The 15,703-nt window shown below is 44.6% G+C and carries 16 protein-coding genes; 2 read left to right on the top strand and 14 right to left on the bottom strand.

Annotation, left to right across the window (positions count from 1 at the left end; all coding sequences use genetic code 11):
• Positions 1-11 precede the first annotated feature (11 nt).
• The 10 genes from EJA10_RS01765 to EJA10_RS01720 form a co-directional block, all read right to left on the bottom strand.
• Positions 12-998: an ABC transporter ATP-binding protein gene (locus EJA10_RS01765; protein WP_125478270.1), complete on the bottom strand. Its 987-nt coding sequence runs from the start codon at positions 996-998 to the stop codon at positions 12-14.
• Positions 998-2,020, bottom strand: coding sequence for an ABC transporter ATP-binding protein (locus tag EJA10_RS01760; protein WP_125478269.1), 1,023 nt, complete (start codon positions 2,018-2,020; stop codon positions 998-1,000). Before EJA10_RS01760 ends, EJA10_RS01765 begins: the two co-directional genes overlap by 1 nt.
• Before the next feature lie 179 nt (positions 2,021-2,199).
• Positions 2,200-2,982, bottom strand: a complete 783-nt coding sequence (locus EJA10_RS01755; RefSeq protein ID WP_246017639.1) for a DUF2268 domain-containing putative Zn-dependent protease — start codon at positions 2,980-2,982, stop codon at positions 2,200-2,202.
• Positions 2,983-3,120: 138 nt separating this feature from the next.
• Positions 3,121-3,960 (bottom strand): oligopeptide ABC transporter permease, encoded by an 840-nt coding sequence (gene opp4C / locus EJA10_RS01750; protein WP_246017647.1) that lies wholly within the window; start codon positions 3,958-3,960, stop codon positions 3,121-3,123.
• Positions 3,961-4,047: 87 nt separating this feature from the next.
• Positions 4,048-4,998: an ABC transporter permease gene (locus tag EJA10_RS01745; RefSeq protein ID WP_125478267.1), complete on the bottom strand. Its 951-nt coding sequence runs from the start codon at positions 4,996-4,998 to the stop codon at positions 4,048-4,050.
• A 124-nt stretch (positions 4,999-5,122) separates the two neighbouring features.
• Positions 5,123-6,772: a peptide-binding protein gene (locus EJA10_RS01740; protein WP_125478266.1), complete on the bottom strand. Its 1,650-nt coding sequence runs from the start codon at positions 6,770-6,772 to the stop codon at positions 5,123-5,125.
• Between the two features lie 95 nt (positions 6,773-6,867).
• The gene (locus EJA10_RS01735; RefSeq protein ID WP_125478265.1) at positions 6,868-7,896 is read right to left on the bottom strand and encodes an ABC transporter ATP-binding protein; all 1,029 of its coding nucleotides are present in this window, start codon (positions 7,894-7,896) and stop codon (positions 6,868-6,870) included.
• Complete coding sequence (locus EJA10_RS01730) at positions 7,893-8,876, bottom strand: ABC transporter ATP-binding protein (RefSeq protein WP_125478264.1); 984 nt, start codon at positions 8,874-8,876, stop codon at positions 7,893-7,895. Before EJA10_RS01730 ends, EJA10_RS01735 begins: the two co-directional genes overlap by 4 nt.
• 414 nt (positions 8,877-9,290) lie before the next feature.
• Positions 9,291-10,532 carry a beta-ketoacyl-ACP synthase II gene (fabF, locus tag EJA10_RS01725; RefSeq protein WP_125478263.1) on the bottom strand — a complete coding sequence of 414 codons (1,242 nt, stop codon included), beginning with the start codon at positions 10,530-10,532 and terminating at the stop codon, positions 9,291-9,293.
• A 57-nt stretch (positions 10,533-10,589) separates the two neighbouring features.
• Positions 10,590-11,522 carry a beta-ketoacyl-ACP synthase III gene (locus EJA10_RS01720; protein WP_125478262.1) on the bottom strand — a complete coding sequence of 311 codons (933 nt, stop codon included), beginning with the start codon at positions 11,520-11,522 and terminating at the stop codon, positions 10,590-10,592.
• Between the two features lie 181 nt (positions 11,523-11,703).
• Here EJA10_RS01720 and EJA10_RS01715 point away from each other — a divergent pair, with 181 nt between their 5' ends.
• Positions 11,704-12,075 carry a hypothetical protein gene (locus EJA10_RS01715; protein WP_125478261.1) on the top strand — a complete coding sequence of 124 codons (372 nt, stop codon included), beginning with the start codon at positions 11,704-11,706 and terminating at the stop codon, positions 12,073-12,075.
• Positions 12,076-12,106: 31 nt separating this feature from the next.
• On the opposite strand, the gene EJA10_RS01710 is transcribed toward EJA10_RS01715, so the two are convergent.
• The 4 genes from EJA10_RS01710 to EJA10_RS01695 all read right to left on the bottom strand — a co-directional run bounded on the left by EJA10_RS01710 (position 12,107) and on the right by EJA10_RS01695 (position 15,031).
• Positions 12,107-12,295, bottom strand: a complete 189-nt coding sequence (locus EJA10_RS01710) for a ComZ family protein (protein WP_125478260.1) — start codon at positions 12,293-12,295, stop codon at positions 12,107-12,109.
• A 21-nt stretch (positions 12,296-12,316) separates the two neighbouring features.
• Positions 12,317-13,267, bottom strand: coding sequence for a BMP family ABC transporter substrate-binding protein (locus tag EJA10_RS01705; RefSeq protein ID WP_125478259.1), 951 nt, complete (start codon positions 13,265-13,267; stop codon positions 12,317-12,319).
• Between the two features lie 143 nt (positions 13,268-13,410).
• Positions 13,411-14,226 (bottom strand): NAD-dependent epimerase/dehydratase family protein, encoded by an 816-nt coding sequence (locus EJA10_RS01700; RefSeq protein WP_125478258.1) that lies wholly within the window; start codon positions 14,224-14,226, stop codon positions 13,411-13,413.
• Between the two features lie 67 nt (positions 14,227-14,293).
• On the bottom strand, positions 14,294-15,031 hold the full coding sequence (locus tag EJA10_RS01695) for a hydrolase (protein WP_125478257.1): 738 nt from the start codon (positions 15,029-15,031) through the stop codon (positions 14,294-14,296).
• 481 nt (positions 15,032-15,512) lie between these two features.
• Here EJA10_RS01695 and EJA10_RS01690 point away from each other — a divergent pair, with 481 nt between their 5' ends.
• A complete protein-coding gene (locus tag EJA10_RS01690) occupies positions 15,513-15,701 on the top strand; it encodes a YjzD family protein (RefSeq protein ID WP_125478256.1) in 189 nt (62 codons plus the stop codon).
• Positions 15,702-15,703 lie beyond the last annotated feature (2 nt).

The raw sequence follows: 15,703 nt of genomic DNA, 5'->3' as shown, positions 1-15,703 counted from the left end.
AAATTATTGCCCTAGTAAAGGTGGCAAGCAACTCGGTGTCCTGGCTTCACCTCCTTTAAAGCTGACTTCACTTGGGAACACTCTGCCATCGCTGCCGGGCAGCGCGGATGGAATGGGCAGCCAGTCGGAGGGTTCAATGGACTTGGCACGTCTCCTTCCAGGACAATCCTTTCCTTCTTCCTGCGCGGGTCCGGCATTGGAATGGCTGAAATCAAAGCCTGTGTATATGGGTGGAGCGGCTCAGCATACATGCTGTTGCGTTCAGCAATTTCAACCATATTGCCGAGGTACATTACGCCGATCCGGTCACTCATATGCTTAACGACACTAAGGTCATGAGCGATGAATAAGAAAGTGAGATCAAATTCCTTCTGAAGCTGTTTTAATAGATTAAGAACCTGGGATTGCACGGAAACGTCCAGTGCTGATACCGGCTCATCGGCGATGATCAGCTTAGGTCTCAGCGCTAGTGCCCTGGCAATGCCGATCCTTTGTCTTTGTCCGCCGGAAAATTCGTGGGCGTATTTATAATAAGCATCTTCAGGAAGACCTACTTTAGTTAATAAATCCATTACTTCATCCTTCAGGTCGTTCATGCTGACATTCTTGAAGTTCCTGATTGGTTCGGAAACGATATCGCCAACCATTTGCATTGGATTAAGCGAAGCGTATGGATCCTGGAAAACCATCTGGATATCCTGGCGGATCGCCTGCAGTGTTTTGCCTCGCAGTTTGGTGATATCCTTCCCTTCGAAAAGGATTTCCCCATCTGTGGCATTCAGCAAGCGGATGATCGTCCTGCCTGTTGTTGATTTACCGCAGCCTGATTCTCCTACAAGCCCGAGTGTTTCACCCTTTTTGATTTCGAATGAAACATCATCGACAGCTTTTACATTGCCGATGGTGCGGCGGAAGAATCCGCCTTTCACAGGATAGTAGGTTTTCAGGTTTCTAATTTCCAGCAAATTCTCGTTATCTATCAAAGTTGTATTGCTCATTATGCCTTAACCCCTTCTTTTGGCATACTTGCTTCATATAGAATGCACGCCACTTCATGTCCCTGTTCGATCTCACCAAGCTGTGGTGTGATCGTTGTACACTCAGGCATTGCTTTCGGGCATCGGTTCGCAAATCGGCAACCGGTTGCCGGCATGTTCTTGAGGGATGGTACAATCCCTTTAATGGAGCTCAACTCTTCTTTATCTTCATCCATTTTTGGAATCGCGCCCATCATCAGTTCAGTGTATGGATGCTTTGGGTTGTAGAAAAGAGTATCGACATCCGCTCTTTCTACGATTCTGCCTGCGTACATGACGATGACTTCATCACACATCTCCGCGACAACTCCAAGGTCATGAGTGATCATGATGACGGACATATCGTTTACTTCCTGAATGCTTTTAAGCAATTCGAGGATCTGGGCTTGTACCGTTACATCCAATGCTGTAGTAGGCTCGTCTGCAATCAGAAGCTTCGGCTGGTTCGCGATTGCCATCGCAATCATTACCCTTTGCCTCATTCCGCCGGAAAGCTGGTGCGGATATTCATCCACAATCTTCTCTGGTCGTGATATACCAACGCTCTTCAGCAATGCTACGCTTTTTTGCCTTGCCTCTGCTTTCGATATCTTTGTGTGATTGAACAGGACTTCCTGAAGCTGGAACCCAATCGTGAACACCGGATTCATGGATGTCATTGGTTCCTGGAAGATCATTGAGATATCACGGCCACGGATTTTGTTCATTTCCTTTTCAGACATTTTTTCCAGGTGTACACCTTCAAAAATGATTTCTCCGCCGCGGATTTTTCCGACCCCTTTTGGAAGGAGCTGCATAACTGACAGACTCATTACCGATTTCCCGCACCCTGATTCGCCAACAACCCCGACAATCTGCCTTGGTTTGACATTGAAACTGACCTTGTCAACAGCATTATAAAACTCTCCATCAATATTAAATGCTGTCTCCAGGTTCTTGACCTCAAGCAAAGGTGCTTCTTTATGTATTGAATAGTTGCTCATTGGGACACCTTCTCACATTTTAAATAATATAATATTCTGCAAATTCAATATATTTTAATAAAATGTTATTACAGATTTATTACATTTGCAATACTTTTTTTTCAATTGGGAAATTTATTACTTTTAAAAAAATTAAAGAAACCCCTTTGTTACGGGGTTCTTAAGCACAAAAAAATATTTTAAAATTTTAGCAACTTTGTAAATTCTGTGGATGGAATAATGAATGATGTTTTTTCAGTAAAATTTTCACGTTGCTTATATTGTTTTACAATTTCGTAGCCTAATGCATAGCCTAGTAGTCTCGGGCGGCTTCCTAAACCAAACAAAATTTGATCATGCAACACATCATTTCTATTGATGGAGAGCTTTTCTGAGATATCTTTCTTCCAATATTCCGCAAGGCTTTTTGTCGAATATCGCCTGCTCCATTCACCAGTGTATTTTTTTCCGCAATGATCAGCAACGGCATGCTCTGCCAGACCTTCAAGTATGATGGAATCCAGCAATGTATATTCCTCTGGGTTGCGCTTCTGTGCCTGCATCCTGCACACATGGTGATATTCATGGACAAACAAGGCTTCTATCTCTTTTTCATCCTCAACTGGAGTCAGGAACAAAAACATCTTATCCATGAAAGAAACACCGGATTTTCCTTTCCCCTCCCTCATTAACCTTGCATTCGATTCATCCATTGGAAAAATGAAAATGGGGATATCCGGGCCATTCCATTTCTTTTTATACTTAGTGAAAATCCTTTCAATCAGCTTCCAGAATCCCTTCACTTTCAGCTGTTCGTAAATTTTTTTTGTTCGGCGGTCCGGCTTGTACATACCAAAATTCTTTAAATAGTTGTAAATTTTTTTCGGGTCATCGACACCCGGAAAGTGTTCAAGCAGGTTTTCACATATTTTCTTTGGATTGTTAAATTCATTTTCAAGCCACTTATCTGTCCTGACGATCACATTGCATTCCCTCCAAATCCATTCTCTTTTACAGCTATTCTATGAATTTGGCAGCCAATGGTTCGGAAGGTCGGAACAGAGCTGAAAATTTTCCCAACATATTAAAAAGCCAGGAGAATCCCTGGCTATTCAATGTATTTATTCATTTATTTTCGGATCAAGCGCATCCCTTAGTCCGTCGCCGACAAAATTAAAGCAAATGACGGTCATCAGGATCATCAATCCTGGCGCCAACGGATACCACCAGGATTTTAAAAGGATGGTGAAGTTTTGTGCATCCTGAAGCATATTCCCCCAACTTGCGTGCGGCGGCTGAATTCCGAGTCCAAGATAACTCAGGCCAGACTCCGCCAGGATGACGTAGCCTACAGCCAATGTAGCGGATACGATGATCGGCCCCATTGCATTGGGCAGGATATGCGAGAAAATAATCGTCATCGTCTTGGTTCCGATTGTTTTGGATGCTAGAACGAATTCCCTAGTCCTTAAGGATAAAAATTCCCCTCTCACCAATCGGGCAGTGGTTGTCCAGCCAAGCAGAGCGAAGATCAAGATCAGCTTATCGACACCTGGCTTGAAGATCGTCACCAGCGTGATCAGCAGGAAAATGGACGGTATCGATAAAATAACATCAACGAATCTCATGATCATCGCATCGACAATTCCCCCAACATACCCTGCGACTGCACCAAGGAAGGTTCCGATTGTAATGGATCCCAGCACTGATGCAAAGCCGACCAGAAGGGAAATTCTTGCACCATAGAGCAGCCTTGAAAAAACATCCCTGCCAAACCGGTCTGTCCCAAGCCAGTGCTCACTGTTTGGCGGCTGCAGCTTCAACAGCAGGTTTTGCTTTGATGGTGAATAGGGTGCAATGACCGGTGCCAGGATTGCCGCTGTGATGATGACAATCAAGAACACACCGCCGAAAACCGCCAGTTTATTTTTAAAAAACTTTCTTGCCATGATCCCCAGCATCGTGTCACGACTGGTATTGATACCGTGCACGTCAAGACTGCCTGAGGTATTTCCAGCCAGATTTGGATTTGCCATATTTACCTCCCCTTAGTACTCAATCCTCGGATCAAAGATTGCGTATAAAATATCCGCAATCAGGTTCCCGATTACGACGAACACTGCCGAAATAACCGTTAAGCCCATCAGCACCGGATAATCGCGCTGGAACGCTGAGTCTACGAATAACAAGCCAATTCCTGGCCAGGTAAAAATCTTCTCCACGATGACGGCACCGCCGATGAAAGAAGGAATCATCAATCCAAAAATCGTGATGACCGGGATTAATCCATTTCGCAGTCCATGTTTGTATATGACCTTGTTCTGTTTGAACCCTTTTGCTCTGGCCGTCCTCATGTAATCCTGCTTGATGACCTCGATCATGCTCGACCTTGTGTATCTTGTCAGTCCGGCCATATCCGCGGATGCGAGCACAAAGGCAGGCAATATCAAATGATGTATTCGGTCCCAGAGGCTGAACGGGGCGTTCAAAGTCGCTACTCCTCCAGTCGGGAACCAATTCACCTGGACCGCAAAAACCATGATCAAAATCAGCCCAAGGAAGAAGTTAGGCGTCGCAACACCAAGGAAAGAAGTTACCGTTACTGTATAGTCTAGCTTTGAATAGGGCTTTGTCGCGGAAATGATGCCAAATGGAATTGATATCAGCAGGGCCAGCACTGTGGAAACGACCATCAATAAAATTGTATTCGGCATTCTGTTCATAATCATTTCAATTACCGGAACACCTTTGCGAATCAGCGAAGTTCCAAAGTCACCTTGCAGCATGGCTCCGAGCCATTTAAAATACTGGATATGAACTGGATCATTCAGCCCGTACTTCTCCATGAACCTTTCCTTGTCAGCCGGACTGATCGTCGGGTCCATCATCAGGCTGGCCGGATCCCCGGGAGCAAGTTTCATGATCGCAAAGGAGACTATTGTAATTCCTAACAGCAAAGGAATGGCCATCAGTATTCGGCGAATGATATAAGATAGCATGGCGATTCTCCTTTTAAAAATAAGAGATTTATTTTCATGACTGGGATTGTCTTGTTTTCAGGGTTAAAAAGAAAGGGAAGGGAATCCCCCTTCCCTCTCAAACTCTATACGGGTGTGAAAGGATTTACTTTTTCAGCCACCATTTGTTGATTTCATAGAAATCGTCCTTGGCGTGGAAAACATATCCTTCAAGATTCGCTGGCATAACCCTGTGTACATTTGGATAGTACAGGAATGTGTATGGCTGATCTTCTGCCAGGATCTTGTAAATGTCAGCATACGCTGCTTTATATTCATCTTGGTCAAGAATCTGTTTTGCTTCTTCCATCAGCTTATCTGCCTCAGGATTTGAGTACCAGACGAAGTTCAAGCCTTTTTCCATCTGGCTTGTGTGGAAAATATCATATTGATCTGGGAATGTAGACAAGCTCCATCCAAGTACAAGCGCGTCATAATTCCAGTTCGGTGCGGAAATCTGCTCAATGAAGGCACTCCATTCCACGATTTCCGGCTTTGCTTCAATTCCTACTTCCTTCAGCTGTTCCTGAAGGACTACGACGATATCTTCACGGACTTTATTGCCCTGGTTTGTTTTAACAGTGAAAGAGAATTTCTTTCCATCTTTATCGAGAATTCCGTCGCCATCAGTGTCTTCCCAACCAGCTTCGGCAAGCAGCGCCTTGGCTTTATCGACGTCGTAACCAAATACTGTAACATCATCATTGTAGGCAAAAGACAGCGGGCTTTCCGGTACATGCGCAACTTTGCCGTCACCATTCATGACAGAAGAGACAATTGCTTCCCTGTCGATCGCATGAGTGATTGCCTGACGTACTTTTTTATCTTTGAACAGGTCATTTTTCTGGTTATAGCCTAGGTATGTGTAAGAAAGAGCTAAGCCTGACTCCACTTTCACACCTGGGAATGATTTAACGGTTTCGATGTCTGTGCCCGGGACGCCAGCTGCGAAGTGGATATCACCAGCCTGAATCTGCGCGATCATCGCATCCATATCAGGAACAATTTTGTATGTGAGAGTATCTAGGTATGGTCTGCCCTGGAAATAATCATCAAATGCCTCAACCTTTACATACTCGCCATCTTTCCACTCAACAAATTTGAATGGACCGGTACCAATTGGCTTCTTCGTGTTGAATTCATGCTCACCCAAGTCAGCTACTGGTACATCCTTCAAAATATGTTCAGGAAGGATGAAGTAGCTCAAAGAAACAGGATAGAAGGAAGCATCCTTTTTATTCAGCTTGAACTCGACAGTATAATCATCGATTTTTGTGACGGTCTCCAATGCCTCGAAAGCAGAGCCGCGCTCTCCGTTATAATCCGGATCTTTCGGAACACTGAAGGTAAAGACGACGTCATCAGCAGTGAATTCTTCACCGTCATGCCATTTGATTCCTTTTTTCAATTTTGCCGTGAATGTCAGGCCATCATCTGAAGCCTGAATGTCCTCCGCCATGCTGAGCGTCGGGTTGAATTCAGTATCAGAGGACACCAGACTGTCAAAGATGAAACCTTCGATATTCGAGCTAGCCGTGTCAGTAGAATATAATGGATTGAACACGGTTGGTGATCCAGTTGAACCAATGATTAAATCCCCGCCTTGCTGCGGACCACTCGCTTCCTCTTCCTTTTTGCCGTCATCACCAGGAGTTTTTTCTGGATCCTTCGCAGAGTTTCCTGTACATGCAGTCAGGAAAATCGACAGGATCAAGGTAAGACTAATCAACAACCAAGAAGCTTTTCTTAATTTCACTTCATTTCCCCCTTAATTTTCATCGTATTTTTTTATGGTTATAAAATGTGTTGAAAGGTGCTGCTATCTCCTCCTTTCAATCCTTGCAGCTGCCGTTATGTATAAAGATGGCAGGCAACAAAATGATTGTTCTTGACTTCTTTGAAGTCAGGATTCACTTGCTTGCACAGGTCGAATGCAGCAGGGCACCTTGTATGGAAGACACACCCTTTAGGCGGGTTTGCAGGGCTCGGAAGCTCACCTTTTAGGATTACCCGCTCCCGTTTTACTGCCATGCTGCCTTTTTTTCTTGGAACAGGAACAGCGGACAGCAGAGCCTGGGTGTAGGGGTGCAGCGGCTCGGTATAAAGCTCCTTTTTCGAAGCGAGTTCCATCATTTTTCCCAGATACATCACGCCAACCCTGTCGCTTATATGCCGCACGACACTCAAGTCATGCGAGATAAAGATATAGGTGAGGCCAAATTCCTCCTGAAGATCCTCCATCAAGTTGATGATTTGGGCCTGGATTGAAACGTCCAGTGCAGATACTGCTTCATCCGCGATGATCAGCTCTGGATTCAATGCCAGCGCTCTGGCAATCCCAATCCTTTGTCGCTGTCCCCCTGAAAATTCATGAGGATAACGATTGATGAAGGAAGCATTCAATCCAACCTTTTCTAATAGGTTCTCTACCTTTTCATCACGTTCTTTGCCTCTTAGGAGATGGTGGGTATCAAGAGGCTCCCTGATGATGGATCTTAAAGTCTTTCTAGGGTTGAGAGAAGCGAACGGGTCCTGGAAAATCATCTGGATATTTTTTCGTACATCCTTACGCAGATCACTCTCAGACAGATGCGAGATATCCTTGCCATTGAAGATGATTTTTCCATCAGTAGGTTCATAGAGACGAATCACTGTCCTTCCGACAGTAGATTTGCCGCAGCCGGACTCACCGACGATTCCCAGTGTCTCTCCTCTATTCACCTTCAAATTTATTCCGTCGACTGCTTTTATATGACCGACAGTCTTTTGGAGGAAGCCGGATTTGATAGGGAAGTGTTTTTTTACATCTATTAATTCAAGCAAGCTTTCTGAGCTCTTTTTTTCCAGGCTGGCCTTTTCAGCTTCGTTAATAGAAATCATCGCTGCCCCTCCTTCCCATCATGTAAAAAGCATCGAACAGAGCGATTTCCAAACTTCCTTGAAAGCTCGGGAAGTTCACTGAAGCAGCGGTCAAATGCATTCGGACATCTCGGAGCAAAGCGGCAGCCTGACGGCAGGTTTTCAGGCGAAGGAACATTCCCTTCAATCGAGACAAGGCGGGAATGGTCTTCATCAATCGATGGGATCGAGCCCATCAAGCCATTTGTATATGGGTGAAGCGGGTTTTCAAACAAGTCTTCAACCAGGGCTTCCTCCACAACCTGGCCTGCATACATCACGACAACCCGATCCGCCACCTCAGACACTACCCCCAGATCATGGGTAATAATTAAAATGGAAGTGTCGAACCTTTTGCTCAAATCCTTCATCAAATCGAGGATTTGTGCCTGAATCGTCACGTCCAATGCGGTTGTTGGCTCGTCCGCAATCAGCAGCTTTGGATTGCAGCTCATCGCCATCGCAATCATGACACGCTGGCGCATCCCGCCCGACAAGCGATGAGGATAGTCGTTGATGATTTCCTTCGCTCTTGAGAATCCGACCAGCTCCAGCATCTCAATCGCCTTCAATTTTGCCGCCGACTGATTCAGCCCCTGGTGATAGGTCAGGACTTCTATGATTTGTTCGCCAATCGTAAGGACCGGATTAAGCGATGTCATCGGCTCCTGGAAAATCATCGAGATGTCATTTCCCCGGATCTTGCACATCTCCTCCTCACTCAACTTCACAAGGTCCCGTCCTTCGAAGTGAATCTGCCCGTCCACAATTTCCCCTGGAGGGCTCGGAATCAGCTTCATAATCGATAGAGAGGTAATGCTCTTTCCTGAGCCTGACTCCCCTACCAAAGCAACAGTTTCCCCTTTATTAATAACGAGATCAACACCATCTACCGCAGGAATCACTGTCTTTTTTCTTTTAAAATAGGTTTTCAGATTCTTTAGCTCCAATAAGGCTGTCACGTTTCTTGCACACCGCCCATCAAAAGAGATTAATATAAAGAGAAGTGACTATATGACCAAGGAAAATATTCTAATAATTATTAATTATTAGAAAGATATGGCTTTTATTACACTTTCATTACTTTTTTCATGGCAATTTATTAAAAGTTTTGGGATAGGTAAATAGAAACCCTGTTTATTAGGTGTGGAAAAGCCTTGGTGTCAGATGAGAACGTGGCAGGCATTTAAGGGAAGGTCAAGTAGGTTGCTTGCCGGAATGAGGGGTACTGTACCATTGTAGTGAATGCAGGACTGGAGCTTTTTCACCAATGTAAATTAGATGACTTTAGAGGGAATACAAGGGCTCTGCTTCTACTGAAATGAAGACTTTGAGACCATCACAAAAAAAGACGGGGACAGTCCCCGTCTTTTTCCTTATGCTTCATATTTACGGAAGGCGATGGTGGCGTTGTGTCCCCCAAAGCCCAGTGAATTGCTGATTGCGGCGTTGACTTGTTGTCTGCGCGCTTCATTTGGTACATAGTCCAGGTCACAATCCGGATCTGGGTTTTCAAGGTTGATTGTTGGAGGCAGGATGCCTTCTTTCAATGCCAGTACGGTAAAGATAGCTTCAATTCCGCCTGCTGCTCCAAGCAAGTGGCCTGTCATTGATTTGGTTGAGCTTACGGCAAGGTTGTATGCGTGCTCGCCAAAAACGGTCTTGATGGCCATTGTCTCAAATTTATCATTATACTCAGTGCTTGTGCCATGAGCGTTGATGTATCCGACTTCTTCAGGTGATAGTCCGCCATCCTCAAGGGCCATTTTCATCGCTCTTGCTCCGCCTTCCCCTTCTGGAGCAGGGGCTGTGATATGGTATGCGTCGCCAGTTGCGCCATAGCCTACGATTTCCGCGTAGATTTTCGCGCCGCGGGCCAATGCATGTTCAAGCTCTTCAAGCACGACAATTCCTGCCCCTTCTCCCATGACGAATCCATCGCGGCCTTTATCGAACGGCCTGCTGGCTTTTTGCGGGTCCGGGTTAGTCGACAGCGCTGTATTTGCACAGAATCCGGCAAAAGACATTTTGGTGATTGGCGCTTCTGCTCCCCCAGTGACCATGACATCTGCATCACCGCGCTGGATGACCTTGAAGGCATCACCAATGGAATTGGTCCCTGTCGCACATGCTGTTACCGTACAGGAGTTGAAGCCTCTCGCTCCGAGTGTGATCGATACCTGTCCCGTTGCCATATCAGGAATCATCATTGGCACAAAGAATGGGCTTACCCTCCGGTACCCTCTGTTCATGAATGTTTCATGCTGCTGCTCGAATGTTTCCATCCCGCCAATGCCTGATCCAATCCAGACACCCACCCTAGGAGCATTTTCATCTGTAATTTCAAGAGCGGAATCCTTCACAGCCATCAATGAAGCCGCGACTGCATAATGTGTGAAGCGATCCATCTTCCTCGCATCTTTTCTGTCCATGAAGTTTTCAACATTGAATTCTTTTACCTCTGCTGCTACCTTCGCAGGGAAGTCATCGGCGTTCAGTCTCGTAACCGGTCCGATACCAGATACACCTTCCACTATATTCTTCCATGTAGTGCCGGCATCATTTCCAAGAGGCGTGACAGCCCCAATTCCTGTAACTACGACTCTGCGTTTCTCCATCCTTACTGCATCTCCTTTTATTCGTCTCTTATTTTATCGCAATCATTAGTGGGAAAGTTATTTGCCCCAGCGCATGGCAATGGCGCCCCATGTCAATCCGCCGCCAAAGCCGACCATTACTACTACGTCTCCATCTTTGATTTTTCCTGCTTCCAGCTCTTCAAATAGGGAAATCGGTATGGAGGCTGCTGATGTGTTGCCATATTTATGCACCGTTTTCGACATTTTTTCTTCAGGCAGCTCCAGTCGCTGTCGTGCTGATTCCATGATCCTGATATTCGCTTGATGGGGAATCAGGAAGTCGACGTCCTCTTTGGAGAGTCCTGCCTTCTCAAGAACATTGATGCTGCTCTCGCCCATTTGCCTTACTGCAAACTTGAAGACTTCACGGCCATTCATCACAATATAATCTTCCTGGTATAAATACTTGCCGCCTGAGCCATCTGAGCCCAGTTCGAATGAAAGTACACCCTTGTCTTCGGATACCGGTCCCATTACGACAGCACCTGCTCCATCTCCGAAAAGAACAGCGGTATTACGGTCATTCCAGTCGGTAATCTTGGACAGCTTCTCTACACCTACGATTAAAACATTCTTATAAGTACCCACTTCGATAAATTGTTTCGCTGTCACCATTCCATACATAAATCCGGCACATGCAGCACTTAAATCCATAGCCGCTGCCTTCTTTGCGCCAAGCTGATCCTGAAGCATGCAAGATACTGTAGGAAAAGGCTGGTCTGGCGTAACAGTCGCTACAAGAATCAGATCTAAATCCTCTGCCGTGATACCTGCATTATTGATGGCTTCAACCGCCGCGCGATACGCCAAATCGGAGGTATCCATGTCATCACTGGCGATTCTCCTTGCTTCAATCCCTGTTCTGGTACGGATCCATTCATCGGAAGTATCCATTTTTTTCTCTAAATCCAGATTTGTTACAATATTCTCTGGCAAGTAACGCCCAACCCCAATTATCCCTGCATTCATGGGATCCATCTCCTTTTATCCTGAAATATGTCTATTCTCTCTATAAGTATTATTATCAATTATTATGACTTGGTACTAATTTTATCAGATGATCCTCTATTACTGCAACTGTAAATTCAGATTTCCGCTTCTGCCCTAGTCCATGAATCAAGCTTTTTCATAGACTATTATGGAGAAACGAATGAAAAAGCCAGCTTCACCAGTTGCAAAAAAGCCATCATATAGAGACAGAGAATCAGGAAGGATGGGAGTGAAAGTGGAGAATGAAAGACCGAGGGACCCATTTGGTTTCAGGTTCAGGGATAATACTGAAGGAGAAAGTAATTCCAGCCGTGGAAATGATCCACTCGACCGTTTCATGTTTGGCGGACCGAGGAATCATGAACAAAACCCCGAAAGTGAATCGACAATAGGAAATGCACTCGGACAGATGGATTACGAAGAAGTTTTCAAGCATGTCGATACATTGATCACGTCAGCCAGAGAGCTAAAGCCTCTAATCGGGAAAGTCATGCCATTTATAGACCAGTTTATGGATAAAAACAAAAGCTGAGGCAACCGCCTCAGCTTTTGTTTTAGGTAAATCATTCTTTTGCTGCATCTGCTTTCCCAAGTTCGTATGCCTCGTTCATCACTTTCGTGAAAAGCGTAAAAAACGGCTGCAGATTGTCCATCGTCAATTCTACTCCTGCTTCTTGAAGCTTTTGCTGCGCTTCGGGAAGATATTTCATCGCAATTTGCATGAATTCCATCGTTTTGTCGTTATTTTGCATTAGGTTTGTCTCCTTTATGGTTTATTGATTAGGAAGCTTGCCACTTTCTTTATATGTATTGATATACGTATTGAGCTTCTTCCGGTATTCTGACCCTACCTGCGGGCTGAACTTACCGAGGGATATGACGCCGTCCTGAAAATCAAAAGATACATTGCCTGACTTTAGCTCGCCATTATTGTATTTTTTCGCCGTCAATTCATACAAATCATCGACATGCTGTACGGTGCTCGTCAAAACGGTCGACTCACCAAAATCAGATTGATCTGATATGTACCCAATTACATACAGCCCTTTGTCCTTCACCTTTTCAATGATCGGCACGTTAAATCCGTCTCCAGCAGGATAGATGACATCTGCGCCAGCTGTCAGCACTTTGTCAAGGTCGTCCATCGCCTGATCCTGGTCATCCCAATGGCCAACGTAACGGATATCAACCTTCATTTCTTCATTTTCAAAAATCGCCCCGTCATAAAAGCCTTCCACTTCAGGCTGCCATTCATACGCAGCAATGATCCCGACTCTTCCTGTTTTGGACATGTGGCTGGCGACCATGCCTCCAAAAAAGCCCATCGCATAAGCATTAAAATTCAAGCTTGTCGTATTGTCATTCCTGGCATCACCATTGAAGCTGATAAAATGGATATCCGGATATTCCTTTGAAATTTTATTGAAATAGGCCGCGTATTCATTCCCGTGTCCGAATATGAGATTAACCCCTTTACGGTCGAATTCCTTGACTGCTTGTACCACCACTTCCTCTGAATCCATCCCTTCCTTGAAAAAAACATCAACACCCAGGTTGGATTGAACTTTCAGCAGCCCCCGATATCCTTTCGTTCCCCACACCTGATCATTTATGGTTTCAGGCACCAACAATCCGACTTTCTCCACCTTGCCCGTTGAAAGAGGTTGTCCGCATCCCCCCAGCAAAAGCAGGCTGATCAATATGAGCCCGAAACGTCTTAGCATCCGATGCATCTCCTTTGTGCGTCACTGGCTGTCCCTGTCTACTCCAGTACCCGCGAAAATAAAAATGGAACCGATTAAAAGAATCTTTTACCATTTTACTCTGTGGAGGTTCACTTTGAAAAGTTATTTCTAAAAAAATGGGTTTAGACCCGGCTTTCCTGTAAGCGGCAATAATGCTCCTTCTGCCTGCTTAAGCCTGTGCTGACTTCTCCATTACCTGAAACGATTCTGATTTTTACCGAATCTTTCATAATAGGGGACTTGGAAGAATTTCTTACAGGCAAACCCTCTTTTCCTAACAGCTGTTCGGCACATTGAATCCATCTATTCTCTTGTCCGCTGGCAAGAAGGTATTCTCCCGTTGTGCCTGATTCCGCCATTGCCAGGATTTCGCATGCGACATCATCAATATACAAGGCGTCATATGTCCATTCGAACTTGCCTAAACGAGGAGCAGGCCTTTCCGCTTCCATACAGTTCATTGCTTGCTGGAAAAAACTCTCTTCCGGCTGCCAAGGTCCAAATACGGTTGGCAAATAAATTGTTAGAACCTCGCCCTGGCGGAACCGTAGAATCTGCTGTCCTTTTGCCTCCTGAGGATTGGGCTTAACGGCGAGATTAGCCGGAAGAATCAAGACGGGGGCCAATTTACCAGATTTACATTTTTCTAGTTTTTTATTGATTGCCTCCAGCAATTTACCTCTTTGGTTTCGAGTTTTTCCGCAGGCAAATAAAGAGATGAATAAATACTCTCTCCCGTCACCTGCTTCCCATTCCTCCAGGCTGATTTCTTCAAAGTTGGCATTCCGTCCGATTTCCAGTCTCTTTTCTTCTGTAAAATAATCATCCGCTGTACTTTCAGGATGAATCCCTTGTACTTCCATACCAAGGTCCAGCATGCGAAGGCACAGGCTGTACCCGATATACTCATATACTCCAAAAATTGCTGCCTCTTCCATGTTGATTCCTCCTTGCAAATACTCTCTTGTATCCTATGAGTCTATTCTTCAAATTATTTGCCAGGAGTTACAGGACACGCTCATGTTTGGCGAAAAAATGCGTGATTTGGCTTCCAAGCTGGAGCTTTTTTTCAGGCAGAACATAGCTGATGCTGACAGGGAGCTTTTCTTTTTCCCATTGCAGTGAAAGGCTCTTGAGGTTATTTGATTGCTTATAGGCCCTGTTGCCCGATAGAACATGTATGATTTTCACAGGCGTTTCATGATTGAATGGAGGAGAATTTCCCTCAGAATCGATCCGCGCAAGCAGCTGCTTGATTTCGGTTTCATAAGCCGTTTCCAATTCAGCCACCAACTTTTTGTAAAAAAACTTATTTTCTTTTTCCTGTTCCAGGTGGCCGCTCAAAGAAAAGATCGGATTGATCAGAGCCAGTGACCTGATCCTGATGCCACTGTTCTCAAGCAGCTTGAGCGCTACAAGAGTACCCATCCCTTCAGCCACAACGTGGAAGGAATTATTCAGAATTTCGTTGCGCATGATATGACTGCAAAGCCTCATCGCCAAATCCACAGCCTTCTCACTGCCCCAATGCTTACCGTATAAATTAGAGTAAAAGACCGTATACCCTTCACCTTTCCATGTGTTCAACACTGAACGTTTTCCTTCATTCTGTGTCCAAAAACTGGTGCTGTTGTTCACAAAATGCCTTTCATCACCAACCACGAGGATACCGAAACCATTTGGTTTTTCAGGATAATGGATGACATTCCACTCGGTATCCAGTCTAAAGTTCCGGCTCTCCATACTACCATCTCCTTCCTGAAAATCATTCATAATACAGTATGTAAATTACTAAGAAATGAAAGGGAGTTTGCCCATTTCCACCGGCTTAATCTCCTTTTTTTAAGGATTGTTCCCGGATTTGTCTTCATATTAATATGGATCAATGTCCATTGTTCCTGTAAGACATTTTAGATGAATCATTCTTCGAAATATCCATTTAACGTAGGTTATTAGAAATTATGAAACCAAAAATCCTCTGAAATGTCCTTTAAATCTTGTTTATTAGAAATTTAAAAGTACAAATCATTTGAAAATGTCCATACAAAATTTTCTCTTTACATATCCTGTCTGTCGTCCCATCTTTTACGGATATAATATACCAGATTCACTGAAGTTAGAATGGATACGTGAAAACGCTTTTCATTTTCTTTAAAATTCATTTATAATTTATATGGCTTATGGTAAGATGAGATAAGATTCAATAATGTAAGAGGTGAAAATCGTGAAATATTTCTGGACTTTATTCTGGACTTTCCTATTAGTTCTAATGTTAAACTACGTGGCTGGCGCGATGATCGGCGTTGAGTTGGATTTAACAGCAAGCGCGATCCTGGCTGTTCTATCAACAATCGTCATCCTTGTGATTCCTGCTGTCCTTCCAAATGGCGAAGAAAAGCATGGTCTTCACTAAAG

It is taken from the genome of Mesobacillus subterraneus (assembly GCF_003937825.1).
Lineage (GTDB): Bacteria > Bacillota > Bacilli > Bacillales > Cytobacillaceae > Mesobacillus > Mesobacillus subterraneus.
Note: the sequence above shows the minus strand (reverse complement) of the source record. Positions and strands in the feature narration are given on the sequence as shown.